The sequence below is a fragment of the Pseudomonas sp. B16120 genome (assembly GCF_044218845.1).
GTDB classification, from domain to species: Bacteria; Pseudomonadota; Gammaproteobacteria; order Pseudomonadales; family Pseudomonadaceae; genus Aquipseudomonas; species Aquipseudomonas paracarnis.
This window is the reverse complement of the sequence record NZ_CP162588.1, coordinates 333,440-357,490: the sequence shown is the minus strand read 5'-3', so window position 1 is coordinate 357,490 and position 24,051 is coordinate 333,440. Positions and strand designations below refer to the sequence as shown.

The 24,051-nt window shown below is 62.1% G+C and carries 24 protein-coding genes; 12 read left to right on the top strand and 12 right to left on the bottom strand.

From position 1 onward, the window contains the following. Positions 1-101 precede the first annotated feature (101 nt). From AB4P90_RS02035 to AB4P90_RS02020, 4 genes are all read right to left on the bottom strand, one after another. Entirely contained in the window at positions 102-503 is a 402-nt protein-coding gene (locus tag AB4P90_RS02035) for a biopolymer transporter ExbD (RefSeq protein WP_014716440.1), read from the bottom strand. Further along, positions 504-1,226 (bottom strand): MotA/TolQ/ExbB proton channel family protein, encoded by a 723-nt coding sequence (locus AB4P90_RS02030; protein ID WP_130175329.1) that lies wholly within the window; start codon positions 1,224-1,226, stop codon positions 504-506. Between the two features lie 25 nt (positions 1,227-1,251). Then, complete coding sequence (locus tag AB4P90_RS02025) at positions 1,252-2,064, bottom strand: energy transducer TonB (RefSeq protein ID WP_060767871.1); 813 nt, start codon at positions 2,062-2,064, stop codon at positions 1,252-1,254. Positions 2,065-2,297: 233 nt separating this feature from the next. Beyond that, entirely contained in the window at positions 2,298-3,149 is an 852-nt protein-coding gene (locus tag AB4P90_RS02020; RefSeq protein WP_060768084.1) for a LysR substrate-binding domain-containing protein, read from the bottom strand. 107 nt (positions 3,150-3,256) lie between these two features. On the opposite strand from AB4P90_RS02020, the gene AB4P90_RS02015 reads away from it, so the two are divergent. Then, on the top strand, positions 3,257-3,718 hold the full coding sequence (locus tag AB4P90_RS02015) for a nucleoside deaminase (RefSeq protein WP_395605607.1): 462 nt from the start codon (positions 3,257-3,259) through the stop codon (positions 3,716-3,718). Then, a complete protein-coding gene (locus AB4P90_RS02010; RefSeq protein ID WP_014716436.1) occupies positions 3,705-4,892 on the top strand; it encodes a CynX/NimT family MFS transporter in 1,188 nt (395 codons plus the stop codon). Before AB4P90_RS02015 ends, AB4P90_RS02010 begins: the two co-directional genes overlap by 14 nt. Here AB4P90_RS02010 and AB4P90_RS02005 read toward each other — a convergent pair. Then, on the bottom strand, positions 4,863-7,178 hold the full coding sequence (locus tag AB4P90_RS02005) for a TonB-dependent receptor (protein ID WP_395605606.1): 2,316 nt from the start codon (positions 7,176-7,178) through the stop codon (positions 4,863-4,865). The two genes, AB4P90_RS02010 and AB4P90_RS02005, sit on opposite strands and share 30 nt — an antisense overlap. Positions 7,179-7,333: 155 nt before the next feature. On the opposite strand from AB4P90_RS02005, the gene AB4P90_RS02000 reads away from it, so the two are divergent. From AB4P90_RS02000 to AB4P90_RS01990, 3 genes are all read left to right on the top strand, one after another. Continuing rightward, positions 7,334-8,278, top strand: a complete 945-nt coding sequence (locus AB4P90_RS02000) for a LysR family transcriptional regulator (RefSeq protein WP_073844017.1) — start codon at positions 7,334-7,336, stop codon at positions 8,276-8,278. Between the two features lie 105 nt (positions 8,279-8,383). Then, complete coding sequence (locus AB4P90_RS01995; protein WP_395606077.1) at positions 8,384-8,845, top strand: HIT family protein; 462 nt, start codon at positions 8,384-8,386, stop codon at positions 8,843-8,845. Between the two features lie 242 nt (positions 8,846-9,087). Next, complete coding sequence (locus AB4P90_RS01990; protein ID WP_395605605.1) at positions 9,088-10,695, top strand: alkaline phosphatase family protein; 1,608 nt, start codon at positions 9,088-9,090, stop codon at positions 10,693-10,695. 126 nt (positions 10,696-10,821) lie between these two features. Here AB4P90_RS01990 and AB4P90_RS01985 read toward each other — a convergent pair whose 3' ends face one another. Further along, positions 10,822-11,727, bottom strand: a complete 906-nt coding sequence (locus AB4P90_RS01985) for a TauD/TfdA family dioxygenase (RefSeq protein ID WP_003187589.1) — start codon at positions 11,725-11,727, stop codon at positions 10,822-10,824. Between the two features lie 183 nt (positions 11,728-11,910). Here AB4P90_RS01985 and AB4P90_RS01980 point away from each other — a divergent pair, with 183 nt between their 5' ends. Further along, positions 11,911-12,831, top strand: a complete 921-nt coding sequence (locus AB4P90_RS01980) for a LysR family transcriptional regulator (RefSeq protein WP_003187586.1) — start codon at positions 11,911-11,913, stop codon at positions 12,829-12,831. 104 nt (positions 12,832-12,935) lie between these two features. On the opposite strand, the gene AB4P90_RS01975 is transcribed toward AB4P90_RS01980, so the two are convergent. Next, positions 12,936-13,937: an ABC transporter substrate-binding protein gene (locus AB4P90_RS01975; RefSeq protein WP_020302215.1), complete on the bottom strand. Its 1,002-nt coding sequence runs from the start codon at positions 13,935-13,937 to the stop codon at positions 12,936-12,938. A 279-nt stretch (positions 13,938-14,216) separates the two neighbouring features. Here AB4P90_RS01975 and AB4P90_RS01970 point away from each other — a divergent pair, with 279 nt between their 5' ends. After that, positions 14,217-15,815, top strand: coding sequence for an ABC transporter permease (locus AB4P90_RS01970; RefSeq protein ID WP_395605604.1), 1,599 nt, complete (start codon positions 14,217-14,219; stop codon positions 15,813-15,815). Next, entirely contained in the window at positions 15,812-16,627 is an 816-nt protein-coding gene (locus tag AB4P90_RS01965) for an ABC transporter ATP-binding protein (RefSeq protein WP_395605603.1), read from the top strand. The genes AB4P90_RS01970 and AB4P90_RS01965 overlap by 4 nt, the downstream gene beginning before the upstream one ends. Here AB4P90_RS01965 and AB4P90_RS01960 read toward each other — a convergent pair. Further along, entirely contained in the window at positions 16,614-17,687 is a 1,074-nt protein-coding gene (locus tag AB4P90_RS01960) for a fatty acid desaturase (protein WP_038448451.1), read from the bottom strand. The genes AB4P90_RS01965 and AB4P90_RS01960 overlap by 14 nt on opposite strands. Before the next feature lie 101 nt (positions 17,688-17,788). Between AB4P90_RS01960 and AB4P90_RS01955 the strand changes: the two genes are divergently transcribed. The 3 genes from AB4P90_RS01955 (at position 17,789) to uraH (ending at position 19,930) form a co-directional block, all read left to right on the top strand. Beyond that, positions 17,789-18,793 carry an AraC family transcriptional regulator gene (locus AB4P90_RS01955; protein WP_395605602.1) on the top strand — a complete coding sequence of 335 codons (1,005 nt, stop codon included), beginning with the start codon at positions 17,789-17,791 and terminating at the stop codon, positions 18,791-18,793. 225 nt (positions 18,794-19,018) lie between these two features. Continuing rightward, positions 19,019-19,492: a heme-binding protein gene (locus AB4P90_RS01950; protein WP_019819906.1), complete on the top strand. Its 474-nt coding sequence runs from the start codon at positions 19,019-19,021 to the stop codon at positions 19,490-19,492. Positions 19,493-19,519: 27 nt separating this feature from the next. Then, entirely contained in the window at positions 19,520-19,930 is a 411-nt protein-coding gene (gene uraH / locus AB4P90_RS01945) for a hydroxyisourate hydrolase (protein WP_014716425.1), read from the top strand. Here uraH and AB4P90_RS01940 read toward each other — a convergent pair. Beyond that, positions 19,925-20,611 carry a Crp/Fnr family transcriptional regulator gene (locus AB4P90_RS01940; RefSeq protein WP_395605601.1) on the bottom strand — a complete coding sequence of 229 codons (687 nt, stop codon included), beginning with the start codon at positions 20,609-20,611 and terminating at the stop codon, positions 19,925-19,927. The genes uraH and AB4P90_RS01940 overlap by 6 nt on opposite strands. An 83-nt stretch (positions 20,612-20,694) precedes the next feature. Here AB4P90_RS01940 and AB4P90_RS01935 point away from each other — a divergent pair, with 83 nt between their 5' ends. Then, positions 20,695-21,219, top strand: a complete 525-nt coding sequence (locus AB4P90_RS01935) for a DUF962 domain-containing protein (protein ID WP_020302209.1) — start codon at positions 20,695-20,697, stop codon at positions 21,217-21,219. A gap of 127 nt (positions 21,220-21,346) precedes the next feature. On the opposite strand, the gene AB4P90_RS01930 is transcribed toward AB4P90_RS01935, so the two are convergent. Genes AB4P90_RS01930 through cysT form a run of 3 tightly spaced genes read right to left on the bottom strand, consistent with a single transcriptional unit; the run spans position 21,347 to position 24,035 of the window. Then, the gene (locus tag AB4P90_RS01930; RefSeq protein ID WP_014716422.1) at positions 21,347-22,327 is read right to left on the bottom strand and encodes a sulfate/molybdate ABC transporter ATP-binding protein; all 981 of its coding nucleotides are present in this window, start codon (positions 22,325-22,327) and stop codon (positions 21,347-21,349) included. A 3-nt stretch (positions 22,328-22,330) separates the two neighbouring features. After that, positions 22,331-23,203: a sulfate ABC transporter permease subunit CysW gene (gene cysW / locus AB4P90_RS01925; protein WP_014716421.1), complete on the bottom strand. Its 873-nt coding sequence runs from the start codon at positions 23,201-23,203 to the stop codon at positions 22,331-22,333. 13 nt (positions 23,204-23,216) lie between these two features. After that, positions 23,217-24,035, bottom strand: a complete 819-nt coding sequence (cysT, locus tag AB4P90_RS01920) for a sulfate ABC transporter permease subunit CysT (protein WP_003187564.1) — start codon at positions 24,033-24,035, stop codon at positions 23,217-23,219. Positions 24,036-24,051 lie beyond the last annotated feature (16 nt).

The window sequence follows — 24,051 nt, the reverse complement described above, 5'->3', positions numbered from 1 at the left end:
GTGTGAATTCTTTTCCTTTACTAACGCTATACCCTTCCAATAAAAAAAGGGCCGCACCCTGCCAAGGAAACGGCCCAAAAACGTGTCGCGGCTCTTTGAAACTAACGTGCAGTAATCACCGACAATTTGGTAATGCCTGCGCGCTCGATCGACGCCATGGCTCGCGCCACTTCGCCGTAGTTCACTCCATCGTCGGCCTGCAATTGCACCCGCACGTCGGGGTCCTTGGCCTTGGCCGCCTGCAGGTTGAATTCCAACAGGTCCGGCTGGATTGCGTCCTTGTTGATAAACAGTTTGCCCGCGCCGTCGATGCTCACCACCAACGGGTCTTTCTGCTCAACCGGCGCTACGGCCTGGGTTTTGGGCAGGTTGATGGGGATGGAGTTGGTCAATAGCGGCGCGGTGACGATAAACACCACCAGCAGCACCAGCATCACATCCACCAGCGGCGTGACATTGATCTCGCTCAGCACCTCATCGCTGTCTTGCGTGGAGAAGGCCATTCAGGATGCCTCCTTCACTTTCTGCGGGCTGCCGGCGTTGGCCTTGGCCAACGTCGGGTGCAGCAGCACGCGGAACGCGTTTTTCTGCGCCAGGCTGTAGAAGTCGTGGGCAAAGTCATCCAGGTCTGCCGCCGTCAGCTTCAGGCGACGCAGGAAGTAGTTGTAAACCAGCACAGCAGGCACCGCGACGGCGATCCCCACGCCGGTCGCCACCAGTGCCGCGCCGATGGGCCCCGCCACGGTTTCCAGGCTGGCGGACCCGGCAGCACTGATCCCCTTGAGCGCTTCCATGATCCCCCACACGGTGCCAAACAGGCCGATAAACGGCGAGGTGCTGCCGATACTGGCGACCACAGCCAGGCCGGTTTCCAGGGAGCGACGCTCACGCACGATTTGCTGGCGCAGGGCGCGTTCGAGGCGGTCCTGGTGATTGATCGCCTGGCTCAAATCCGCAGCGTGGGGGGTATCGCCCACCTGGATCGCGGCATAGCCGGCCTGGGCTACACGGGCGGCGGCGCCAGGCTGGGTTTCGGCGAGTTCGGCGGCCGAGTCGAGGCTCGATGCCGCCCAGAACTGTTTGTGAAACTTGCGATCCTGGGCCTTGAGGCGACCGAACTGCACGCCCTTGAGCAAGGCCAGGCCCCAGGTGGCGACCGAAAAGGCCACCAGCAGCCAGATCACCGCGCTTTCGATGGATTCAAGTGGAGATGCCAATGCCATGATGTTTTCCCTCTGCGCCGCTGAATAATTAATGAATCTTGAAATCGATGGGCACGCTCACCCAGCCGTTCTGGGCCACATCGCCCTGCTTGGCAGGCACGAAACTCCAGCGCTTCACCGCCGCCAATGCCGCGTCATCCAACTGCTGGCGACCACTGCTTTTTTGCACCTGGATCTCACCCGGTTTACCACTGGCCAGCACCTGCACCCGCAGCAACACCGTACCTTCCCAACCGCGACGCTGAGCCAGTGACGGGTATTCCGGCGCCGGGTTCTTCAGGTACGCGGCGTTGGCCGAAGCAGGCGTCACCGGCGCTGGCGCCGCGGGTGCGGGCGGTGCAGGTGGCGCTGGCGTCGGTGGTGCAGGTGGCTGCTCGACGGCCTTGGGGGCCGGCTTAGGCTCAGGTTTAGGCACGGGCTTGGGTTTGGGTTTCGCAACGGGTTTGGGCGGCGCCGGCTTGGCCGCCAACTCATCCACCACCGGCGGCGGTGGTTCGACCACAGGCGGAGGCGGTGGTGGCGGTACAGGCGGTGGCGGTTCAACCACCGGCGGCGCCGGCTGGGAAAATTCGATGGTCATCGGTGGAATTTCCGGCGGCACAATCGGCAGCACCGGCGTGGGTTTCTGGCTCACCCAATAGATCACTGCACCGTGCAGCGCCAACACCAGCAACCCGAGCAAAACCCCCTCGCGGCGGCTGGAAAAACGCTTCGGGGTCTTCTGCAGGCGCAATTGCCCCAACGGCGCGTGATGCGGCCGGCCAAGGTCGACCAACTCACCACTCGGTGCCGGGCGCCACTGCGCCTCGGGTGCACTGGCGGCGGTCTGGACATTGCCCATTGATTCACTCCCTACGGTTTTGAAAAACCGACGGGCCAGCGAAGGCCCGTCGTGGGCTGAATCATCGGGGCCAGACACTTATCTCTTAAAGTAATCTTTAAAGTTATACATAGAACAAAAACACATAAACAAAACAGCCGATCACGCCAAAGCCACGTGGCCCGTGGCCTGGCTTCAAGCCGTTGTCTTTCAATGCCTTAAAGGCATACAAAATATTCGGCAAAGGTATGGGCTCAGTGCGGGTTTCCACTGCACAAGGCCAGCAATTCACCCAGCAAACTCTGGCCCGCTGCGCCCAGACCACTGCGGCCATACAGGGCCAATCGCACGCCATGAACAGGCGGCAAGCCACTCTCTGGGCCGAGTATGCGATGGCCCGGTTGCAATACCCGTTCGGGCAATAAACTGATGCCCAAGCCTGCCGCCACCGCCGAACAAACGCTGGCCAGGCTGGCGCTGGAATAGCCGATGCGCCAACGCCAGCCGGCCCGTTCCAGATGGTGCAGCATGTCGTTGCGATACAGGCCGCCTACGGGGAAAGCCACCAGCGGCAGCGGGTCGCGGCCCAGGGCCGGAGTGCTCAGGCTGTCGACCCAGTACAAGGGCTCCGGCCACGACACCACACAGTCGTCGCTGTCGCCCATCTGCTTGACCAGCAACACATCGAACTCACCGCCCCGGTACTGGCGCTGCAATTCAGGGCCCAGCCCGCTGGTGACTTCCAGTCGCACCCGTGGATAAGCAACGACAAATGCCGAAAGCAGCGGCATCAGGCGCTCGGCGGCAAAGTCCTCCGGCACGCCGAGGCGCAACACGCCGTCGCTTTGCTGGTTGATCAGCACATCGGCGGCTTCTTCGTGCAGCGCGAGGATGCGGCGCGCATACGCGAGCAGGCGCTCACCCTCGGCGGTGGCCACCACCCGGCGCTGGTCGCGGTCGAGTAACTGACACGCCACTGCGTCTTCCAGGCGGCGGATTTGTTGGCTGACGGTGGACTGGGTCAAGTGCAGTCGCTCGGCGGCGCGGGTGAAATTGCCGCAGTCCACCACGGCGACAAAGCTGCGCAACAACACGGGATCGAACAACGTCATCACCATTGTGTTTGCCACTGATTGGCATGTTTATATTTAATTTCAGAATACCTTGCTGACTGCCCATACTTCACACCTTTCATCGCATCCGGGGGCCATGTATGACCAACGATCAAGCACACCTGCAACGCGCTATTGCCTTGGCCCGTGCCAACGTCACCCAAGGCGGCCGCCCCTTCGGCGCGGTGCTGACGCGCAACAATGAGGTGCTGGTGGAAGCCGTGAATGAGATCCACCTGACCCAGGACCCCACCGCCCACGCTGAGCTGCTGGCGATCCGCGCAGCGAGTCGACAACTGGGTGCGCGCCTGGAGGGGTGCGTGATCTATGCCAGCGGACAGCCTTGCCCAATGTGCTTGAGCGCCCTGTACCAGTGCGGTGTAGAACGCGTAGTGTTTGCCGCCAGCAACGAAATGGCCGAGCCGTACGGCCTGTCGACCGCAGCCATCAGCCAACAGGTGGGCCTGCCTATCGGCGCGCAACGCCTGCCCATCCAGCACCTGCCCGACGCCGCAATGACTGCGCTGTATCACCAGTGGAAAACCCTGCATGACCCTGAATAAATCCCTCGCCGGATGGGGCCTGCTGGTGGTGCTCGGCCTGAACCTGCGCCCCATCCTCAGTTCCATCAGCCCGCTGCTCGGCGAGATTCGCCAGGCCACCGGCCTGAGCTTTCAGAGCAGCGCCCTGCTCACCAGCCTGCCGGTGATCTGCATGGGGTTGGTGGCACTGGTGGGCGTGCGCGTGGAGGCGCGCTTGGGCGAGCGTCGCGGCATCGCCCTGGGCTTGTTGATGATTTTGCTGGCGTGCCTGGCGCGCTGGCTGATGGGCCAGGCTTCGGCACTGCTGGTTACCGCGCTGCTCGGCGGTGCGGGCGTGGCGCTGATCCAGGCGCTGGTGCCGGCGATGATCAAGCGCGAATTCCGTCACCGCGTGCCGGTGGCGATGGGCGTGTATTCGGCCTCGCTGATGGCCGGTGGCGGCCTGGCGGCGCTGCTCAGTCCGGTGGTGGCCACGCATTTCCAGCAATGGCAAGCAGGCCTGGGTGTGTGGCTCTTGCCGGCGCTGGGGGCGTTGTTGCTGTGGGCCTGGCTGCCGCTGGGCGCGGCGCGAAACCCACAGCAGGCCCCTGCGTTCAAAGGGTTGCGTAACCGCCGCGCCTGGCTGCTGGCGCTGTATTTCGGCCTGGTCAACTGCGGCTACATGAGCATGGTCGCGTGGCTGCCCGCCTACTATCAGCAACTGGGTTGGGGCGTGCTGCCCAGCGGGTCATTGCTGGCGTTCATGACGATTTTTCAGGTGACGGCCGCTCTGTTGATGCCAGTGCTGGCGCAACGCGGTATCGACCGCCGCCCATTGCTCAGCATCAGCCTGCTGGCGCAAACCATCGGCTACCTGGGCCTGATCATTGCGCCGCAGGAATATCCCCACCTGTGGGTGGCCTTGTGCGGCTTCGGGTTAGGGGCGTGCTTTGCCCTGAGCTTGCTGCTGACCCTCGACCACCATCGCGACCCACGCCAAGCCGGGCAACTGGCGGCGTTCGTGCAAGGCGTGGGCTTTTTGATCAATGCGATTTCGCCGTGGCTGACCGGCTGGCTGCGCGAGCTTACCGGCAACTTTGTCAGTGCCTGGGTGGTGCTGACGGTGACGGTGGTGGCGATGCTGCTGGTGACGCGGGTGTTCAGCCCGGCCACCTATCGCACCGACCTAGAAGTCGTAGCGCCCAGTCACGCCTAGGGTGCGCGGCGTGCCCAACAGGCCCTCGTAACCGCCGTTACCACCGGTCCACAGGGTGGTGTAGTAGGTTTTGTCGAAGGCGTTTTTCAGCCACAGCGACACATCCCACTGCCCTTGGTCATAGTCGCCGCGCAAACCGGTAGACAGGTTGACCACCGCATACGCCGGGATCTGCCCGTAGTCGGAATCTTCCACCGTGCCCACCGCCTTGGAACGGAACGCGTAACTGGCGGTGACATAGGGTTCGAAGCCGTTCGCCAGGTTCCACTTGTACTCGCCGTTGGCGTTGGCGATCCACTTGGAGGCGCCCACTACCTGATGGCCGCTCAGGTCGCAGGATGCCGGCGCACCGGGACGCAGGCTGGTTTCCGGCGGGCACGGCGCGTCCTTGTAAGACAGGTACGTCACGTCATTGAAGGAGCCGTTGATGTTCAGGGTCAGGCCCTTGATCGGCACCAGGGTGCTTTCGACTTCCACGCCCCGCGAGCGTACCGAGCCGGCGTTGGTCAGGTACTGCACGCGGTTGTCCTGGTCGTAGGCGTTGGTCTGGTAGCCGTTGACCTGGGTCCAGAACAGGTTGGCATTGAGCTGCAGGCGGCGGTCCCACAACGTGCTCTTGAAGCCTAGCTCGGCGTTGTTGGCGCGCTCGGTGCCGATCAGCAACGAGTCGGCTCCGGCCGTCGGCGCAGACCCCACCGCCAGGTTCACACCGCCGGACTTCTCGCCATGGGACAGCGTCGCGTAGCCCAGCAGGTTTTCATTGAAGTGATAACTGAGGTTGAGCAGCCCCGACGGCGTGGCGCTGTATTGCGACAGGTCGCCCGAGTCATAGGCCCCGGTACGCCCGCGCCGCGCCGTGGCAGCAGCCCCGCTGACCGCCGCGCCACCGACGGGCGCATTGCGCGTGACCCAGGCGTTTTTCTCTTCGTAGGTGCCACGCAGGCCGGCGGTGAAATCCAGGCGTTCGGTCAGGTGCCAGGTGCCTTGGGCGAACAGCGCGAAGCTGTCGGTGCGGATATGCCCGTTGCCCACACTGCTCACGTTGCTCAACGCACCGGCAGGTGTGCCGTTCCAGATATCGGCCTTGGGCCCGTAGTAGGCAAAGGATTTGTTATCCAGGTCGGAGCCGAAGTAGTAAGCGCCGAGCACGTAATCGAAGAAACCACCGCTGGGCGACGCGAGGCGGAACTCCTGAGACCACTGCTTATCTTCCACCGAAACCCCGGCGTTATACGACGCCGGTACGTTGAGGCCATCATCGTTGCGCGGGGTGAAATTCCACCAGCGATAAGCACTCACCGAGGTCAGGGTGAAGTCGCTGGGCAGCGTCCAATTGGCTTCCAGCGACGTACCGCCCTGGAACACCGTGACGTGCTGGTCGTTGTCGAGGTTGACCTTGCGATGGGTGCCGTCCACCAAAGTTGCGCCCGCCGCGCTGGCCCGGGATTGATACAGGTTGGTGCCATTGATGGTCGGGCCGGTGCTGTACAGCACGCGGGTGCCGGCGCTGGAATCCTCTTCGTTGTAGTCACCGATCCAGCGCAGGTTGAACGCTTCGTTGGGCTTGTACAGCAGTTGCCCGCGAAAGCCTTGGCGCGAACCACCGTTAAGATCATGGCCGTCGTACTCGTTCTTGATATCGCCGTCGCTGCGCGTGCGATAGGCCGAGAAACGCCCTGCCAAGTCCTCGGTGAGCGGGCCGGAAATCGTGCCCTTGGTCTGGAAATAACCGTCCTCGCCCAGGGAAGTTTCGATGCTGCGCTCGGGAGTAAAACTCGGCGCGCGCGTACTGATATTGATCACGCCAGCGGTGGTGTTCTTGCCGAACAACGTGCCCTGGGGGCCGCGCAAAACCTCAAGCTGCTCAATGTCCATCAGGTCGAACACCGCCATGCCCGGGCGCCCGAGGTAGACGTTGTCGATATACAGCCCCACGCTGCCTTCCAGGCCATCGCTGGCCGGGTTGTTGCCCAGGCCGCGGATCGACACGCTGGACTGGCGCGCATGCATATAGGCGACGTTGACGCTGGGCACCAGTTGCTGCAAATCCTGGATGCGGTACACCCGCTGGGTTTCCAGGGCCTGGCCGCCGAGCACGCTCATGGGCGTCGGCACGGCCTGGGCACTTTCGGTACGCCGCCGGGCAGTGACCGTGACAGTTTCCAGTTGGCCACTGGCGCTTTCGCCCTTGCCGGCAGGCGCGGGTGTTTCAGCGGCCTGGGCCGGCGACCAACTGCTGCTACCGGCCACTAGAACAGCCAGGGGCAAGGACTTGAACAGACTCATAAGCGGCTCCAAAACCCCGGAATACTCGTCGCCTCATATTCCTAAAGGTTATTTATTTATGTTTTTACGAACATTTACTGCATAAGAGATAGCCTTTATAAGGAGTCGACCTAATGCATAGCCAATGCATTTCCCGGATATTTTTGATGTGAAAAATGCATATCGACCTGCGCCAGCTTCGCCACTTCATCGCGCTCGCCGAACAGCGCAGTTTCGTCGCGGCAGCAACGGCGGTGAACCTGTCGCAGTCGGCGTTCAGCCGCAGCATCCAGGCCCTGGAACACAGTGCCGGCTGCCAACTGGTCGACCGTGGCCGCAAAGACCTGGCGCCCACCAAGCAAGGCCAGGTGCTGCTCGAACATGCACGGCGCCTGGTCAGCGGCGCACAACAACTGGCCAATGAAATCAGCCAGTTCAACGGCCTGGAAGCCGGTGAACTGCGTTTCGGTTGCGGCCCCGCGCCGGCAGCTGGGTTAGTCCCACGTGCCATCGGCAGTTTTATCGGGCGCTACCCCAAGGCCCGCGTGCAGTTCCAAGTGGATGACTGGCAAAGCCTGGGCAAGCGGCTGCTCAGCGAAGAGTTCGAATTCTTCGTCGCCGACACCCGCCACTTCGAAGCCAACCCCGACTACCACACCCACCGCCTGCGCCCGCGCCGTTGGCACTTCTGCTGCCGCGCCGGGCATCCCCTGGCCGCACGCAACAGCGTCAGCGCCGCCGAACTGATGAGCTACCCGCTGGCAGTGACCATCCGCCCGCCGAACCTGCGCAAAGTCATCGTCGACCTCAGCGGCCGGCCGGATTACCAGCCCAATGTGGAATGCGAAAACGGTTACAGCCTGATGGGCGTGGTACTGCGCTCGGACGCCATTGGCATCGTCAGCGCCAACAGCGATGTGCTGCACATGGCGCGGGGCGAACTGGTGTGTTTGCAGATTGAGGGGTTGGACGAAAACCTGGAGGAGCGCTACACCCGCTACGGGATCGTCAGCCGCGCAGGGTATCGGTTGTCGCCGCTGGCGCAGGCGATGATTGAGCAGATCAAGGAGATTGACGAGAGGGACGAGGATGCTTATGCGTTGGAAAATATTGCGGTCTGACTAAGCAGTGAACAGCGGCCCGCAACGTCAGTGAAGTCATCGTTAGATAACAAAGATCACATACAAGAGGGTCTACCTTTTGACTCGCACGAGGAAGCGCGTTTGATGGACTGTATTTTTTGCAGCATTGCCCGCCGTACTGCACCCTGCCACCTCCTATGGGAAGACCAGACCCACATGGCCTTTCTCTCCATATTTCCCAACACCCCGGGGTTCAGTGTCGTTATCCCCAAAACCCATCACGGCAGCTATGCGTTTGCCGAACCGGACGCCGTGCTGTGTGACTTGGTCATCGCAGCCAAAAAGACGGCGAAGCTTTTGGACAAAGCACTAAAAGGTGTGGCTAGAACAGGCATGATTCTGGAGGGTTATGGCGTCGATCATCTGCACGCCAAATTATTCCCGATGCACGGGACCGGGGAAGATAGCGCCTTCAAAAAAATCAGTTCGACCCAGGACAAATATTTTGAGCGTTATGAAGGCTATGTCTCCTCCCATGACGCGGCGAGGGCAGATGATAAAGCGCTGGCAGAACTGGCCGCTCACATCAGGTCCTTCGCCGGGTAAGCCTGCTCCCACCATTTGATCGCGGGGTGCCAGGTAGATATGGGTCTGCTGTCAGGCCGTCATCGCAGGCAAGCCAGCTCCCACAGGGGAATGCATTTCAACTGTGGGAGCTGGCTTGCCTGCGATGACGCCAGCAGCCACACCCATGCACTCAATGCATAGAACCCAGTCCCCAAATGCACTTGCCAGAGCGCCCCTCGAACGGCGAAAAAACCCACCTGTCCTCCGTTCGGTAAATTCCTATGTCTGACGCCAAACCCGTGCGCAACGTGCTCTACATCATGTGCGACCAACTGCGCCGCGACTACCTGTCCTGCTACGGCCATGCCCATCTGCACACGCCGAATATCGACCGCCTGGCCGCCGCCGGCGTGCGTTTCAGTCGGGCCTATACACAAGGCACCATCTGCGGCCCGTCGCGCATGTCGGCCTACACCGGGCGTTATGTCAGCAGCCATCAAGTGGCCTGGAACGCAGTGCCGCTGCCCCTGGAAGAACTGACGATCGGCGACTACCTGCGCCCCCACGGCATCCGCACCGCACTGGTGGGCAAGACCCACGCCACGCCGAACCTTGAGGCCTTGCAGCGCCTGCAGATCAACCCCGACAGTGCCCAGGCCGAGCCGCTCAATGAGGTTGGTTTCGACGCGTATCTGCGTCACGACGGCATCTACCCCGACAGCCCGCTTTTCGACGATAAGCGCGAGTCCGCGCCCTACACCCAATACTTGCGCGATCACGGCTACAGCGGCCGCAACCCCTGGCATGAATGGGCCAACGCCGCCGAAGGTGAGAACGGCGAAGTGCTCAGCGGCTGGCACATGCGCAACGCCGGCAAACCCGCACGTGTGGCCGAAGAACATTCGGAGACCGTCTACACCACCGACCGCGCCATCGACTTTATCGACGAACAAGGTGAACAGCCCTGGTGCCTGCACCTGTCGTATATCAAGCCGCACTGGCCCTACATCGCGCCGGCGCCTTATCACGCGCTGTACCGTACCGAGCATGTACAGGCACCGATTCAACCTGAGCACACCAGCGATCACCCGGTGTACCAGGCATTCCGCCAACACCAGGAGAGCCAGAATTTTTCCCGTGACGAGGTGCGCCTCACGGTGATTCCGACCTACATGGGCCTGATCAAACAGATCGACGATCAACTCGGGCGGCTGTTCGATTTTCTGCAAAGCACTGGCCGCTGGGACGACACGCTGATCGTGTTCACCAGCGACCACGGCGACTTCCTCGGCGATCATTTCCTCGGTGAAAAAGAATTCTTGCTGGAGCCTGCGGTGGGTGTACCGCTGATCGTGCGCGACCCGCGTGCCAGCGCCGATATCAGCCGCGGCACCGTAGACGAGCGCCTGGTGGAAACCATCGACGCCCTGCCCACCTTCCTCGACGCCTTGGGCTTGCCCGCCGCCGACCATCGCCTGGAAGGCCGCTCATTGATTCCATTGCTGCAGGGCGAGCAACCCAGCTGGCGCCGCTACGCCATTGCCGAATACGACTACGCCTTCCAGGCTCCCGCTCGTGAGCGCCTGGAGCAACCCATCGACCGTTGCCGCATGACCATGGTGCGCAGCGAGCGCTGGAAGTACCTGGCCTACGACGGCTTTCGCCCGCAACTGTTCGACCTGGAAAACGACCCGCAAGAACTGCACGACCTGGGCAGCGATCCCGCCTATGCCGAGGTACGCGAGACGCACCTGGGTTATCTGTTCGACTGGCTGCGCGGTTTGAAGCGGCGCACCACCATCAGCCACACGGAGGTTGAACTGCGTGGGCAATGGTTTCGTTATGGTGAGCCAGAGGCAGAGAAAGTGGTGAAGATCGGAGTCTGGTAAACACCACGAATCCAAATGTGGGAGCGGGCTTGCTCGCGAATGCAGTGGGTCAGTTGATGAATACGTCGACTGACACTGCGCATTCGCGGGCAAGCCCGCTCCCACATTTTTTAATCTTCACTCAGATTAAAGACCTTTAGTGGTTTTGCTTGATTGCCCCTGCACCCCCACCGGCACATCCCCCTTGAGCGTAACCCGGCGCACGATGCGCTCCTGGGTGCCGTAGTCGTCCACCGCGTAATGCTGGGTGGCGCGGTTATCCCAGATCGCCACGTCACCGGTGTTCCAGCGCCAGCGCACGGTGTTTTCCAGGCGGGTGACGTGGCCTTGCAGCAGGTTGAACAGCTGCGCCGACTCTGCCTGGGAGTAGCCTTTCAGGCGTTTGACGAAGTGCCCCAACAGCAGCGTTTTCTCACCGCTGACCGGGTGCACGCGCACCACCGGGTGTTCGGTTTCATACACTGTGGAGGTGAAGACCTTGCGGTATTCCTCCAGCTTCTCAACCGCCACATCCGGCTTGCGTGCGGCGTAGTCGTATTCGTTGCTGTGCACCGCCCAGAGGTGGTCAGCCAATGCGCGCAGCTCCACGCTGAGGTCGTTGTAGGCAGCGGCTGTGTTGGCCCATACGGTATCGCCGCCGGAAGCAGGCGCCAGCACCGAACGCAGGATCGAGGCCTTAGGGTAGGCATCCACAAAGGTCACGTCGGTGTGCCAGGAATTGGCGCGCTGGCCACGGGTGCCATCCAACTCCATCAAGAACCGCGTGCCGTCCCGCACCGGCACCGTCGGGTGGGCAATCGGCTCGCCGAGCAGGTGAGCAAAGGCTTCCTGGCTCTGGTCATCAAGATGGGTTTGTTCGCGGAAGAAGATCACCTTGTACTGCACCAGCGCCTGCTGAATGGCTTCGACGGTGGCGGCATCCAGCTCACCGGACAGTTTGATGCCACGGATCTCGGCACCGATTCGCCCGGCCACCGGGTGAATATCGAGTGCGTGGGCGATGGGTTGAACGGCTAATGCGGCGTTGCTCATTGTGATGACCCTCATGTGCCTGCGAAATGGTGGGGGACGCTTCCAGCAACGCTCTATTCATATGCAATTTAGGTCTAGCAAATGAATGAATTCTTCGTTGACGGAATAAGAGCTTGCATTTAAAACCTCAGCTTGCTCGGTCGCAAATGCCTTCGACCTATTTTTAAAATGCCGGGAAAGCATATGGATCTTCGCCAACTGCGCTACTTCATCGCCCTCAACGAACACCGCAGTTTCGTGCGTGCCGCGGACGCCATGGGCATCACCCAACCAGCGTTCAGCCGCAGCATCCAGGGGCTGGAGCAGGAGTTCGGTTGCGTGCTCGTAGACCGTGGCCACAAGGACTTGCGCCCCACGCCGGAAGGCCAGGTGGTGTTGCAGCACGCCCTGAGCCTGGTGCATGGCGCAGCGCTGCTGAGCAGTGAAGTGACGCGCATGACCAAGCTGGACGCCGGCGACCTGCGTTTCGGCTGCGGTCCGGCGCCCGCGGTGAAACTGGTGCCGGATGCCGTGGCGCGGTTTATCAACGCCCACCCGAAAATCCGTACCACGTTTCAGGTGGATAACTGGGAAACCCTCAGCCGCCGCCTGAGCCGTGAAGAGATCGAATTTTTTATCGCTGACATCCGTCAGTTCGAGGCCGACCCGAATTTCCAGACCCGCGCACTCACCCCCAAACGCGGGGTGTTTTTCTGCCGACCCGGCCACCCTTTGCTGGCCAAGGACAGCCTGTCCACCAACGATATGTTCGACTACCCGCTGGCGGCGCCGCTGATCTCCCAAGGCATTCGCAAACTGCTGGCGAACCTGAGTGGGCGTATGGATTTTTCACCCAGTATTCAGACCGAGCACTTCCCGGCACTGGTGAGCATCGTGCTGCAAACCAATGCCATCGGCGTCGGCACTGAAGAAGCCTTTGCCGAGGACATTGCCAGGGGGGCGCTGGTGCTGCTGCACTGGCGCAACTTGCCGCAGCACATGGACACCCTGAGCGCACGCTGCGGGATCGTCAGCCGCACGGGGTCGCGGTTGTCGCCGGCGGCGAAGGCGATGATCGAGACCTTGGTGGAGGTGGATAGCCAGCAGGTCAGTGTGGCGGTTTGAAGGGCCTCATCGCAGGCAAGCCCGCTCCCACATTTGAGCGTTGAACACATTCAAGTGTGGGAGCTGGCTTGCCTGCGATAGCGATAGCCCAGGCACCGACAAGCTCAGAGCCCTGCCGCCACCAGCCCAGGCGCCACCCAATCACTCACCTGAAACGACTTGCGAATCAACTTCTCCCTGGACGCCAAGTCCACCGCATCCTGCAATTTGCCAAGGAACACCGGGTCCAGCGTGGAGGGGAAAACTTCGCTGAGTTTCTGGTCTTTCAAATCATTGGTGAGGATCACCGGCGGGTAACTGGCCAGCCCTGACACCAGTGCGATGTACGCCTGTTTGTTGTTGTCATCGGTCAACCACTGCACCGCTTGCTGCTGGGCCTTGAGCAACGTGGCCACGGCGTCTGGGTGTTCATCGACGAATTTGGAGCTGCCCACCAGCACGGCCTGGATGCTGCCGGCATCGCCCAGGTCCTTGGTGGTCAGCGGTATTTCTGCCAAACCTTTGGCCTGCAACGCCGTCAGGGTGGACCCGCCCCAGGTGGCGTCAATCTGCTTGGCGGCCAGGGCGGCAGCGGCCGCGTTGAAGTCCAGGTTGATCACCTTAAGGTCCTTCTCGCTCAAGCCCTGGCTGGCCAATGCGCTGTCGAACGACAACTGGCTGGCCGTGCCTCGGAACACCGCCACGCGCTTGCCCTTGAGGTCTTGCAAGGTCTTGATGCCGGAGCCCGGCACCACGCCGAGGTAGTGTTTCACTCCCCGTGCAGAGGCGCTGAGCAGCCGCGTATCCAGGCCATTGGAGCGGCCGATGATCGCTGCCAGGTCGCCCAGATAGGCCAGGTCCACCTGGCCGTTGGCGAACGCTTCATTGATCACCGGACCGGCGCCCTTGAAGTAATTCCACTGGATCTTGATGCCTTGGTCGGCAAAGGCTTTTTCAAAGATCTGCTGTTCACGCAACACGTCGGTGATGCCACCGCCGCTGTGCTGGCTGCCGGCACTGAGGTCGGGCACTGCGATGCGGATTTCCTTGAGGTCGGCGGCATGCACCAACCCGGCCAGGGCGGTGCCGGCGAACAGGCTGATCAGACGTTTAAAGGGCAGTTTCATAAGCGCAGCTCCTGGTGGGCGACGGTCGCCTGGGGAGCAAAAAGTAGGCATAGACTGAACAAAACTTTAAATACTATAAATTCACAATTTAATAGCATTTAGAAATATGCAAGCTAACCCGCAGCCTCCAGAGGCATATGCATAAACAGCATCGAAAATATTCTTCGAATGCATTGGATGCGTGGCGGCGTGAGGCTTTAAATGACTTTTCTTATCTCACAATCATCTTGATCACGCTTTTGTAAGATCGAAATCACATAACGCATTCGGAGGTCTTCCATGGCCCGGATTTCACTTCTGAGCCTGCCGCTGGCGGCCCCGTCTAAAGGCATCGCGCCGCGCTGGGCGCAGCTGGGCCAGCGTTTATTGCCGTGGCTGCTGCCGCTCACGCTGTTTGCCTTATGGTGGCTGGCCAGCCGCAATCATTGGATGAGCGAGCAGATTCTGCCCACCCCCGCCCTGGTGTGGAACAGCGCGGTGGAGTTGGCCGCTGGCGAGTTATGGAGCCATCTGGCGATCAGCTTGCAGCGCTTGTTCTGGGGCCTGCTGGCCGGTGTCAGTGCCGGCGCGATACTCGGCGCGTCCCTGGGTTTCAGTGCGCGCGCCGAGCGCTTGGTGTTCCCGACGTTCAGCGCGCTGGCGCAAGTGCCGACCCTGGCCTGGATCCCGCTGTTCATGGTGTTTTTCGGCATTGGCGAAACCCTCAAGCTGGTGGTGCTGGTCAAGGCCATCGTGGTGCCCGTGACCCTGCATACCCTGGTGGGCGTGCGCGATGCCCAGCCCAACCTGCGCGAAGCTGCCCGGGTGCTGCGCCTGCCTGGCCACTTGCTGATCCGCCGCCTGGTCCTGCCCGCCGCACTGCCTGCGTTTATGGCCGGCGTACGCCTGGCCCTGGCCGCCGGCTGGACCTCCCTGCTGGCCGTGGAGCTGCTGGCCTCCAGCGAAGGCATCGGCTACCTGATGGTGTGGGCGCGCCAGTTGTTCATGCTCGATATCGTCTTCGTGTGCATCGTGGTCATTGGCGTGCTGGGTGTGGTGATGGACCGCGGCATCGGCTGGCTGGATCGCCAGTGGGTGCACTGGCCCCACCCCGCCACCGCGCAGATCCGCCGCGGGCCACGCTATGAAGGCTGGCAACGCCTGCAGCCCTGGTTGTTACCTTTGCTGTTGTTGGCGCTGTGGCAGGCCGCGACGCAACAGGGCTGGGTAGACCCGAACATTCTGGTCAGCCCCTGGGCCGTGCTGCAAACCATCCTGGCCGGCGTGCTGGATGGCAGCTTGACCACCGCCCTGGGCAAAAGCCTGGGACGGGCCCTGGGCGGCTTGTTGCTCGGCGGCAGCCTGGGCTTTGCCGTGGGCTTGTGGCTGGGGTTGTCGCGGCGCAGTGAACGACTGCTCGGCCCAACCTTGTCCGCGTTGCGCCAGATTGCCATTTTCGCCTGGGTGCCACTGTTGACCGCCTGGTTCGGCCTGGGTGAGTTGGCCAAGTGGGTGTTTATCGCCCTCGCCGCCTTCTTCCCGTTGTTTATTGCCACCCAGCGCAGCGTGCTCAACCTGTCACCCCAGCTGCGCGAAGCCGCGCAGGTGCTGCGGCTGAACCTCTGGCAACGCCTGCGCCGCCTGGTGCTGCCGGGTGCCGCGTCGGGGATTTTCGCCGGCCTGCGCCTGAGCCTGATCTACGCGTGGATGGGCACCCTCGGCGCCGAATATTTCATGCCCTCCAATGGCGGCATCGGCAGCCTGATGATCGGCGCCCAACAGCTGCTGCGCATGGACCTGATCATGAGCGGCATGCTGCTGGTCGGCCTCACCGGCGCCACCCTCAACCTGTTCGGCCAACGCCTCGAAACCCGCGCCACTCGCTGGAGACACGCATGAACGCACCAATTGTCAGCTTCAACCACGTGGGCAAGTCCTTCGACGTCGATGGCTTCGAACTGGAAGCCATCCGCGAATTCAACCTGGAGGTGGCCGAAGGGGAATTCGTCGCGATTGTCGGCGCCAGCGGTTGCGGCAAGTCCACCCTGCTGCGCCTGCTGGTGGGGCTCGATACGCAGTATCGCGGCGAGATCCAGGTGGATGGTAACGCCGTCAGCGGGATCGGCGGCGAACGCGGTATTGTGTTCCAGGAGCACCGCCTGTTCCCGTGGCTGACCGTGGCGCAAAACATCGGCCTGGGCCTGGTCAACGAGCCGCTGAGCGAAGCCGAACGCACGCGGCGCATCGGTGATTTTATCGAGCTGGTGGGCCTGACTGACTTCACCCGCGCCTACCCCCACCAACTCTCCGGCGGCATGGCGCAACGGGTGGCGATTGCCCGCGGCCTGGTGGCCAGCCCGCGCATCCTGTTGCTGGACGAACCCTTCGGCGCCCTGGATGCACTGACGCGCCAGCAGATGCAGGACGAACTGCTGGCGATTCGTGCCCGCGCCAGGATCACCACGGTGCTGGTCACCCATGACGTGGAAGAGGCGATTTTCCTCGCCGACCGCGTGGTGGTGATGGAGCCCAGGCCCGGGCGCATCAAGCAAATAGTCGACATCGCCCTGCCCCATCCACGCCAGCGCAGCAGCTTTGAATTCCGCCAACTGCGCGAAGAACTGCTGCACGAACTGATCAGCGATGACCACTACCAACCACCCGTGCGCGAACAGATTCGCGATTTGCCCCTGGCGTTTATTGCCTGCTGAGGTGAGCTAAATCGCTGTGTGCCTGCTCACGTCGTTCGAAGCGGTTGGCGCGGGCAAAGGTGCCCAAATCATTGAAGCGCACCCCCATCTCGGCCATGACCTTGTGCGCCACCTTGGCGGTCATCTGGCGGATGTAGAACGGTTCTTTCACCACAAAGTGATGGATGCCGTGGGTGCTGCCGAAGTTGAAGCAGAACGCCTGCAACGGCCACAGCCACCAAGGGTTCAGCACTTGGGTTTGCTGAATCACATTGCCCAGTTCCACATCGCCGTAGTAATGCATGTTGGAGCTGACAAAGTGCAGGCAGAAGGTGCGCAACACGTTCGGGCCGATGATCACCACCGCAGCGATATCGATCACCTGCATCACCTGCAAGGTACCGGCTGACCACTGAATGGGCGCGCCCATCAAACTGGCAATCCCATTGGCGGCATGAAAGCCCAGGAAGACGTACCACGCGCCCCAATGCAGCAAGGCCAGCGGTGCGTACACCAGCAGCACGCGCTTGAGGATACTGAACCTGTGCGGCCAGGTCTTGGCGCGCAACAGACGGATCAAGGCCGACATCATGTTGTCCCCCACCATCAGCAACCGCGCGATGCCCCAGGGTTCGCCATTGGTGATCGCGCGCTCTTCCATGTCGGCCTCGGTGCCCGAGACCTTGTGATGGTTGAGGTGCAGGTGCCGGCGTATCCATGGGTTGATGGTGCTTGGCCGCGCCAGCCATACCAGGCCCATCATCAGGTTGTGGGGCACGCGTTGCTTGCGAAAGTACATGCTGTGGATCAGGTCGTGTTCCAACTCATGAGTGAGCGAGGCGAAAAAGGCATTGAGCAGCAGACACACCCACCAGGCCATATGACCGCTGATATAAAGCGCTGCCGAGCCGAACATGCCCAGCAGGGCAAAGGCCAGGATGCCCGCGCCCAGCGCGTCCTGATGCAACAACCAGGGGTGCCGCTGGCGCAAGCGCACGCCTTCGGCCATCACGACCTCGCGGATATGCGCCGAACGCTGTTGCGCGTTCAACGGCTGGGGGCTTGCAGAAGTACCGTCCATGCTTCCATTCTCTTGTGAAGTGATGCCTGAATCCTGCACCTAACCCTAGCGCAGGACGCTAGCCGCGCACGCCAATCTGTTGACCACAAGCGCCAATTGCCATGACCGAACCCACTTCCCTCGCCAGCTGGACCCGTGCCCTGCGCAAGCAGCTCGACGCCCTGGGCCTCGACAGCGCCGCCCTGTGCGCCGAAGCCGGGCTGGACCCGCAGCAGATGGACGACCCCAACGCCCGCTATCGGTTGTCGGCCACCACGCGCCTATGGGCGCTGGCGGTACAGGCCAGTGGCGACCCTGCGATCGGGCTGCGGGTGTCGCGGTTTGTCAGCCCCACCACCTTTCATGCGCTGGGTTACGCATTGGTGGCCAGCGGCAGCTTGCGCGAGGTGTTCGAGCGCATCGTGCGCTATCACCAGGTGGTCAGTGATGCCCTGGACCTGGAGCTGAGCCGCCACGGCGACATCTACCGTTTTCGCCTGCTCCAACCCCCAGGCAGCCCCGCGCCTGCGCCGGAAGCGATCGATGCCTTTGCGGCGATCTACGTACGCACCTGCCGCAACCGCCTGGGGCGCGACTATGCGCCATTGGCCGTTTACCTGCGGCGCACGGAACCCGCCGACCCCGAGCCGTGGCACAGGGTATTTCGCGCGCCGGTATGGTTTGCCGCCGACGAAGACCGCCTGGAATTCGCCGCCAGCGATTTCGACAGCCATCTGGACGACGCCAACCCGGAGCTGGCCGAACACAACGAAACCGTGCTCAAGCGCACCCTCGCCCAACTGCAACCGTTGACCTGGGAACGCAAGGTGCGCGCCGCCATCGAGGCGCAATTGCCGGACGGCGAGCCAAGCGCCGAACGTATTGCCCAAGCGCTGCACTTGAGCTTGCGCAGCTTGCAGCGGCATCTGGCCGATGAAGGCTGTCGATTCGACGCCTTGCTCAATGAGTGCCGGCAAAACCTGGCGTTATTGCACCTGCGTGACCCGCAGTGCTCACTGGCCGAGATCAGCCATTTGCTGGGGTTTGCCGATACCAGCAGTTTCAATCGTGCGTTCAAGCGCTGGACGGGGATGACGCCGGGGCTGTTTCGCGAGGGGTTGCAGTAGTTGTACGGTGTTTGCTGTAAGGGCCTCATCGCAGGCAAGCCAGCTCCCACATGATGTGACCCATTCTCCTGTGGGAGCTGGCTTGTCGGGTCGCCGCATCGCTGCGATGAGGCCGGTACAACCACCACAAACTCCTGAGTTTGATTACAAACCTGTCATCCAATTGTGCGGCTTTTGTCCGCGTCCGCTGGTTACCGTGTGGGCCTGCTTTCTGGAGTCCTCACTATGTACCGCACTGCCTTGTTCCTGAGCCTCGCCGTGGCCACCGTCGCCCAGGCGGCACCACAATTACCACGCCATGCCGAGCTGGATCTGCACACCGCTCGCCAACTGGCCGACGCCAGCCTGGCCCACTGCACCGCGGCGCTGACCGTCCTCGACCGCGGTGGCAACCTGTTGCTGGGCCTGCGCGCTGACGGTGTCGGCCCGCACAACAGCCTCGCCAGCCAACGCAAGGCGTACACGGCGCTGTCGACAAAAACCCCGACCCGGCTGTTTGCCGAACGGGCGCGTAATAACCCCGAGGCCGCCAACCTCAACAGCGTGCCCGAGTTGCTGTTGCTCGGCGGTGGCGTGCCGCTGTTTGCCGACGCAGAACTGGTCGGTGCCCTCGGCATCGCCGGTGCCGGTGGCGCCGCGCAGGATGAAGCCTGCGCCGTGCAGGCCGCCGAGCAACTGGGCTTGAAAATCACCCCTTGATTCCACTTCCTTCAAAAGGACTTCGCGATGAAAACCTTGAGCATGACCCTTGCCGCACTGAGCCTGAGCGGCCTGTGCAACCTGGCCCTGGCCGACGGCAACCCCCTGAGCGTGCACGTACTCAACCTGGAAAACGGCCTGCCAAGCGCCGGTGTCAACGTGACCCTGGAACAGCACGTGGGCGATAAATGGCAGTCGCTGTCTGAAGGTGTGACCAACCAGCAAGGCCGCATCGCCGAGCTGTTCCCGGCCAACCGCAGCATGCAGCCGGGCGAGTACCGCGTGGTGTTCAAGACCGGCGATTACTACAAGAAGGCGAACCGCGAGACGTTCTTCCCCGAGGTGCCGGTGATTTTCCAGGTCAAGCAGGCCGACCAGCACTACCACATCCCGCTGCTGCTCAGCCCTTACGGCTTCTCCACCTATCGCGGTTCATAGGCCCGCGGCCAGCCGCAGCCCATTGAGGTCGCGTATCTCGATGGCGCCGTAACTCAAGCCGATAATGCCCTGTTGCTCCAGCGCCTTGAGCAGACTGTTGATGGTCTGGCGCGACAGGCCCAGCATTGCCGCCAGATCCTCCTGGGGCAGTTGCAGCACGCGGCGCGCCTGCTCAACTTCGCCATAGCCTTGGGCGATCATCAGCAGCTGATGGGCCAGGCGCTTTGAAGCGGGCATCAGGCTCATCTGTTCGATATTGATCAACGACAGCCGCAGTTTATGGCTCATCAACAGTGCCATCTCCCGCCAGAACAGCGGATGCTGTTCGAGAATGCCGAGCATCGCCGCCTGCGGCACCTGCAGCAGTCTGCAAGCACCCGTGGCCAAGGCATCGTGGGTGCGCGGCAGGTTGTCGAACAGGCAGATCTCGCCGAACCAGTAGGGCGTTTCCACCAGGCTCAACACCGCTTCCTTGCCTTGGGCACTGACCGCACTGATGCGCACCGTGCCTTCCAGCACCGCATACACGCCGCACGGCGGGTCACCGCGCTTGAACAGGTACTGCCCCGCCGTCAGCACACGCAACCGCGCCGCCCCCAGCAGGCTACGCTGCAAGTCAGGCGGCAAATGGCTGAACCAATGACCGCGAGCCAATTGCGCGTGCCATGTCCCTGTGTCCATGCGAACTCCGAAGATTGTCGCCCAATTGACAGTTAGGCACCGACTGACAGGGCATGATCAAACATCCTACAGGAGGAACAACAATGAAAAGCCTCGTCGACCATCTCAGTCAATACGCCGCGTACCACCGCGACCCACGCAACATCGCCAGCCACTTCATCGGTATTCCGTTGATTGTGGTGGCGGTGGCCGTGCTGCTGTCGCGCCCCGAATGGTCGATGGGCGGGCTGTGGCTATCACCTGCGGTACTGCTGGCGTTGTTTTCGGCGTGGTTTTATCTGCGCCTGGAACTGGCCTTGGGCGTGTTGATGACGGTGCTGATGGGCTTGTCGGTGTGGGCCGGGCATGTGCTGGCGGCGCAAAGCACGGCGGTGTGGCTGAGCAGCGGCGTGGGGATGTTTGTGGTTGGCTGGGTGATTCAGTTCGTCGGGCATTACTACGAAGGCAGGAAGCCTGCGTTTGTGGATGATGTGTCGGGGCTGATCGTGGGGCCGTTGTTTGTGGTGGCGGAGTTGGCGTTTTTGCTGGGGTTGCGGCAGGACCTCAAGCGCCAGATTGAAGAGCGCTCTGGGCCGGTGGCAGTACGCGGGAAAAACGCCACGGTCTAACAAGTACTGAACATCCAATGTGGGAGCCGGGCTTGCCCGCGATGGCGGTGGATCAGTTGGCATAACTGTCGACTGACACACCGCCATCGCGGGCAAGCCCGGCTCCCACAAGGGTTTTGCAGTGTTATTAGGCTTTTTGCCAGACCTTGGGTTTGAAGAACAGGGTCTCGCCCCGCGCCAACCCGGTGAGGCTGTCATGGTCTTTCACCACTTCGGCCTCGATCAACTCGCTTTGGCCTTCGACCTTCAAGGTCACGCGAGTAGTCGCGCCCAACGGCCGAATATCCCGCACTTGCGCCGCATGGTGATCTTCCAGTTCATGGCGTGACAACGACACTTCGTGGGGACGGAACAGCAGGTGCTTGTCTTCGCCCAAATGCAGGCGGTTGGAGTCCCCCAGGAAGTGATAGACAAAGTCGCTGGCCGGGTTTTCGTAGACGTCGCCCGGTGAACCGATCTGCTCGATCACGCCCTTGTTCATCACCACGATACGGTCGGCGACTTCCATGGCCTCTTCCTGGTCGTGGGTCACGAAGACCGAGGTCAGGTTGATGTCCTCGTGCAGGCGCGCCAGCCAGCGGCGCAGTTCTTTACGCACCTTGGCATCAAGGGCGCCGAACGGCTCGTCGAGCAGCAGAACCTTGGGCTCCACCGCCAAGGCGCGGGCCAGGGCGATACGCTGGCGCTGGCCACCGGAAAGTTGTTCCGGGTAGCGGTCGGACAACCAATCGAGCTGCACCATGTTCAGCAGCTCGTGAACCTTGCTCGCGATCTGGCTTTCGGTGGGGCGTTGGTTTTTCGGCTTCATGCGCAGGCCGAAAGCGACGTTGTCGAACACGGTCATGTGGCGGAACAGCGCGTAGTGCTGGAACACAAAGCCCACGTTGCGATCACGCACATCGTGGCCGGAGACGTCTTCACCATGGAACACGATGCTGCCGGCGTCCGGGGTTTCCAGGCCGGCGATGATGCGCAGCAACGTGGTCTTGCCGCAGCCGGACGGGCCCAGCAACGCCACCAGCTCGCCACTCTGGATATCCAGGTTGATGCTGTCCAGGGCCTTGAAGGCGTTGAAGTTCTTGCTGACATTACGGACTTCGATCGACATGACTTATTCCTCACCCGCGCTGTTGCGCAGGCGGTTGATTCGGTTCTCGCTCCACTGCTTGAGCAGCAGGATGAAGAGCGCCAGGATCAGCAACAGGCTGGCCACCGCAAACGCGGCAACGTGGTTGTATTCGTTGTAGAGAATCTCGACATGCAGCGGCAGGGTGTTGGTGACGCCGCGAATGTGGCCGGACACCACCGACACCGCGCCGAACTCACCCATGGCCCGCGCCGTACACAGCACCACGCCGTAGATCAGGCCCCACTTGATGTTCGGCACGGTGACATGCCAGAACATCTGCCAGCCATTGGCGCCCAGCAGGCGCGCGGCTTCTTCTTCCTGGGTGCCCTGCTCCTGCATCAGCGGGATCAACTCACGGGCCACGAACGGCACGGTGACGAAGATGGTCGCCAGCACGATGCCCGGCAGGGCGAACACGATCTGGATGTCATGCTCTTGCAGCCACGGCCCGAAGAAGCCCTGGGCGCCGAACATCAACACGTACACCAGGCCGGCGATCACCGGCGAGACCGAGAACGGCAGGTCGATCAGCGTGACCAGGATGCTCTTGCCACGGAACGAGTACTTGCTCACGCACCAGGCGGCGCTGACGCCGAACACCAGGTTGAGCGGCACCGAAATCAGCACGGCGATCACCGTGAGTTTCAGCGCCGACAGCGCGTCTGGCTCAAGGATTGCGGTGAAGAACGTGCCGAGGCCGTTCTTCAAGCCCTGGGACACCACCACCAGCAATGGCAGCAGCAGAAACAGGACGAATACCAGCCAGCCAAGGCCGATCAGGATACGTCGCGAGGTCGCACTGCCACGCCGGGCGGCGTTGGCCGAGGACGCGGCGGAAATAGACGATTGGGACATGTTCCGCGCCTCCTTATGGACGTTCGATGCGCCGCTGCAACAGGTTGATCAGCAGCAGCAAGACAAAGGACACCACCAGCATCAGCACACCAATGGAGGTGGCGCCGCGGTAGTCGTATTGGTCGAGCTTGACCATGATCAGCAATGGCAGGATTTCGGTTTTCATCGGCATGTTGCCGGCAATGAAGATCACCGAACCGTACTCACCCACGCCTCGGGCAAACGCCAGGGCGAAGCCGGTCAGCCAGGCGGGCAACAATGCCGGCACGAGGATGTAGCGGAACACCTGCAACGGCTTGGCGCCGAGGCAGGCGGCGGCCTCTTCGATTTCCCGGGGGATATCGGCCAGCACCGGCTGCACCGTGCGCACCACGAAGGGCAACGTGACGAAGGTCAGCGCCAGGGTGATACCCAGGGGGGTGTAGGCGATCTTGAAACCCAGGTCGGCGGCAAACTGGCCGACCAGGCCGTTGGGCGCGTACAGCGCCGTCAGCGCGATACCGGCGACGGCGGTGGGCAGGGCGAACGGCAGGTCGATCATCGCGTCGATGACCTTGCGCCCGGGGAAGGTGTAGCGCACCAGCACCCAGGCCAACAAAGTGCCAATCACACCGTTGATGAGTGCGGCGTACAGCGCGGTACTGAAGCTCAGCTTCAAGGCCGCCAGCACGCGAGGCGCGGAGATGATGTTCCAGAACTGATCCCAGGTGAGTTGAGCGGCGTGTACAAACATCGCCGCCAGGGGGATGAGTACGATCAGGCTGAGGTACACCACGGTGTAGCCCAGCGTCAGCCCGAAGCCGGGTATGACGGGGGAGATACGACGCGACATAAGAGTCCTTGGTTAA

What these genes read in the sequence shown, in the direction of transcription:
- AB4P90_RS02025 (WP_060767871.1), bottom strand. Translation starts at nt 2,064, where the DNA reads ATGGGCAATGTCCAGACCGCCGCCAGTGCACCCGAGGCGCAGTGGCGC.
- AB4P90_RS02010 (WP_014716436.1), top strand. Translation starts at nt 3,705, where the DNA reads ATGACCCTGAATAAATCCCTCGCCGGATGGGGCCTGCTGGTGGTGCTC.
- AB4P90_RS01975 (WP_020302215.1), bottom strand. Translation starts at nt 13,937, where the DNA reads ATGAAACTGCCCTTTAAACGTCTGATCAGCCTGTTCGCCGGCACCGCC.
- AB4P90_RS01955 (WP_395605602.1), top strand. Translation starts at nt 17,789, where the DNA reads ATGACCGAACCCACTTCCCTCGCCAGCTGGACCCGTGCCCTGCGCAAG.
- AB4P90_RS01995 (WP_395606077.1), top strand. Translation starts at nt 8,384, where the DNA reads ATGGACTGTATTTTTTGCAGCATTGCCCGCCGTACTGCACCCTGCCAC.
- AB4P90_RS01990 (WP_395605605.1), top strand. Translation starts at nt 9,088, where the DNA reads ATGTCTGACGCCAAACCCGTGCGCAACGTGCTCTACATCATGTGCGAC.
- AB4P90_RS02015 (WP_395605607.1), top strand. Translation starts at nt 3,257, where the DNA reads ATGACCAACGATCAAGCACACCTGCAACGCGCTATTGCCTTGGCCCGT.
- AB4P90_RS01970 (WP_395605604.1), top strand. Translation starts at nt 14,217, where the DNA reads ATGGCCCGGATTTCACTTCTGAGCCTGCCGCTGGCGGCCCCGTCTAAA.
- AB4P90_RS01985 (WP_003187589.1), bottom strand. Translation starts at nt 11,727, where the DNA reads ATGAGCAACGCCGCATTAGCCGTTCAACCCATCGCCCACGCACTCGAT.
- cysW (WP_014716421.1), bottom strand. Translation starts at nt 23,203, where the DNA reads ATGTCCCAATCGTCTATTTCCGCCGCGTCCTCGGCCAACGCCGCCCGG.
- AB4P90_RS01930 (WP_014716422.1), bottom strand. Translation starts at nt 22,327, where the DNA reads ATGTCGATCGAAGTCCGTAATGTCAGCAAGAACTTCAACGCCTTCAAG.
- AB4P90_RS02035 (WP_014716440.1), bottom strand. Translation starts at nt 503, where the DNA reads ATGGCCTTCTCCACGCAAGACAGCGATGAGGTGCTGAGCGAGATCAAT.
- cysT (WP_003187564.1), bottom strand. Translation starts at nt 24,035, where the DNA reads ATGTCGCGTCGTATCTCCCCCGTCATACCCGGCTTCGGGCTGACGCTG.
- AB4P90_RS01935 (WP_020302209.1), top strand. Translation starts at nt 20,695, where the DNA reads ATGAAAAGCCTCGTCGACCATCTCAGTCAATACGCCGCGTACCACCGC.
- AB4P90_RS02005 (WP_395605606.1), bottom strand. Translation starts at nt 7,178, where the DNA reads ATGAGTCTGTTCAAGTCCTTGCCCCTGGCTGTTCTAGTGGCCGGTAGC.
- AB4P90_RS01960 (WP_038448451.1), bottom strand. Translation starts at nt 17,687, where the DNA reads ATGGACGGTACTTCTGCAAGCCCCCAGCCGTTGAACGCGCAACAGCGT.
- AB4P90_RS02000 (WP_073844017.1), top strand. Translation starts at nt 7,334, where the DNA reads ATGCATATCGACCTGCGCCAGCTTCGCCACTTCATCGCGCTCGCCGAA.
- AB4P90_RS01980 (WP_003187586.1), top strand. Translation starts at nt 11,911, where the DNA reads ATGGATCTTCGCCAACTGCGCTACTTCATCGCCCTCAACGAACACCGC.
- AB4P90_RS01950 (WP_019819906.1), top strand. Translation starts at nt 19,019, where the DNA reads ATGTACCGCACTGCCTTGTTCCTGAGCCTCGCCGTGGCCACCGTCGCC.
- AB4P90_RS01940 (WP_395605601.1), bottom strand. Translation starts at nt 20,611, where the DNA reads ATGGACACAGGGACATGGCACGCGCAATTGGCTCGCGGTCATTGGTTC.
- uraH (WP_014716425.1), top strand. Translation starts at nt 19,520, where the DNA reads ATGAAAACCTTGAGCATGACCCTTGCCGCACTGAGCCTGAGCGGCCTG.
- AB4P90_RS01965 (WP_395605603.1), top strand. Translation starts at nt 15,812, where the DNA reads ATGAACGCACCAATTGTCAGCTTCAACCACGTGGGCAAGTCCTTCGAC.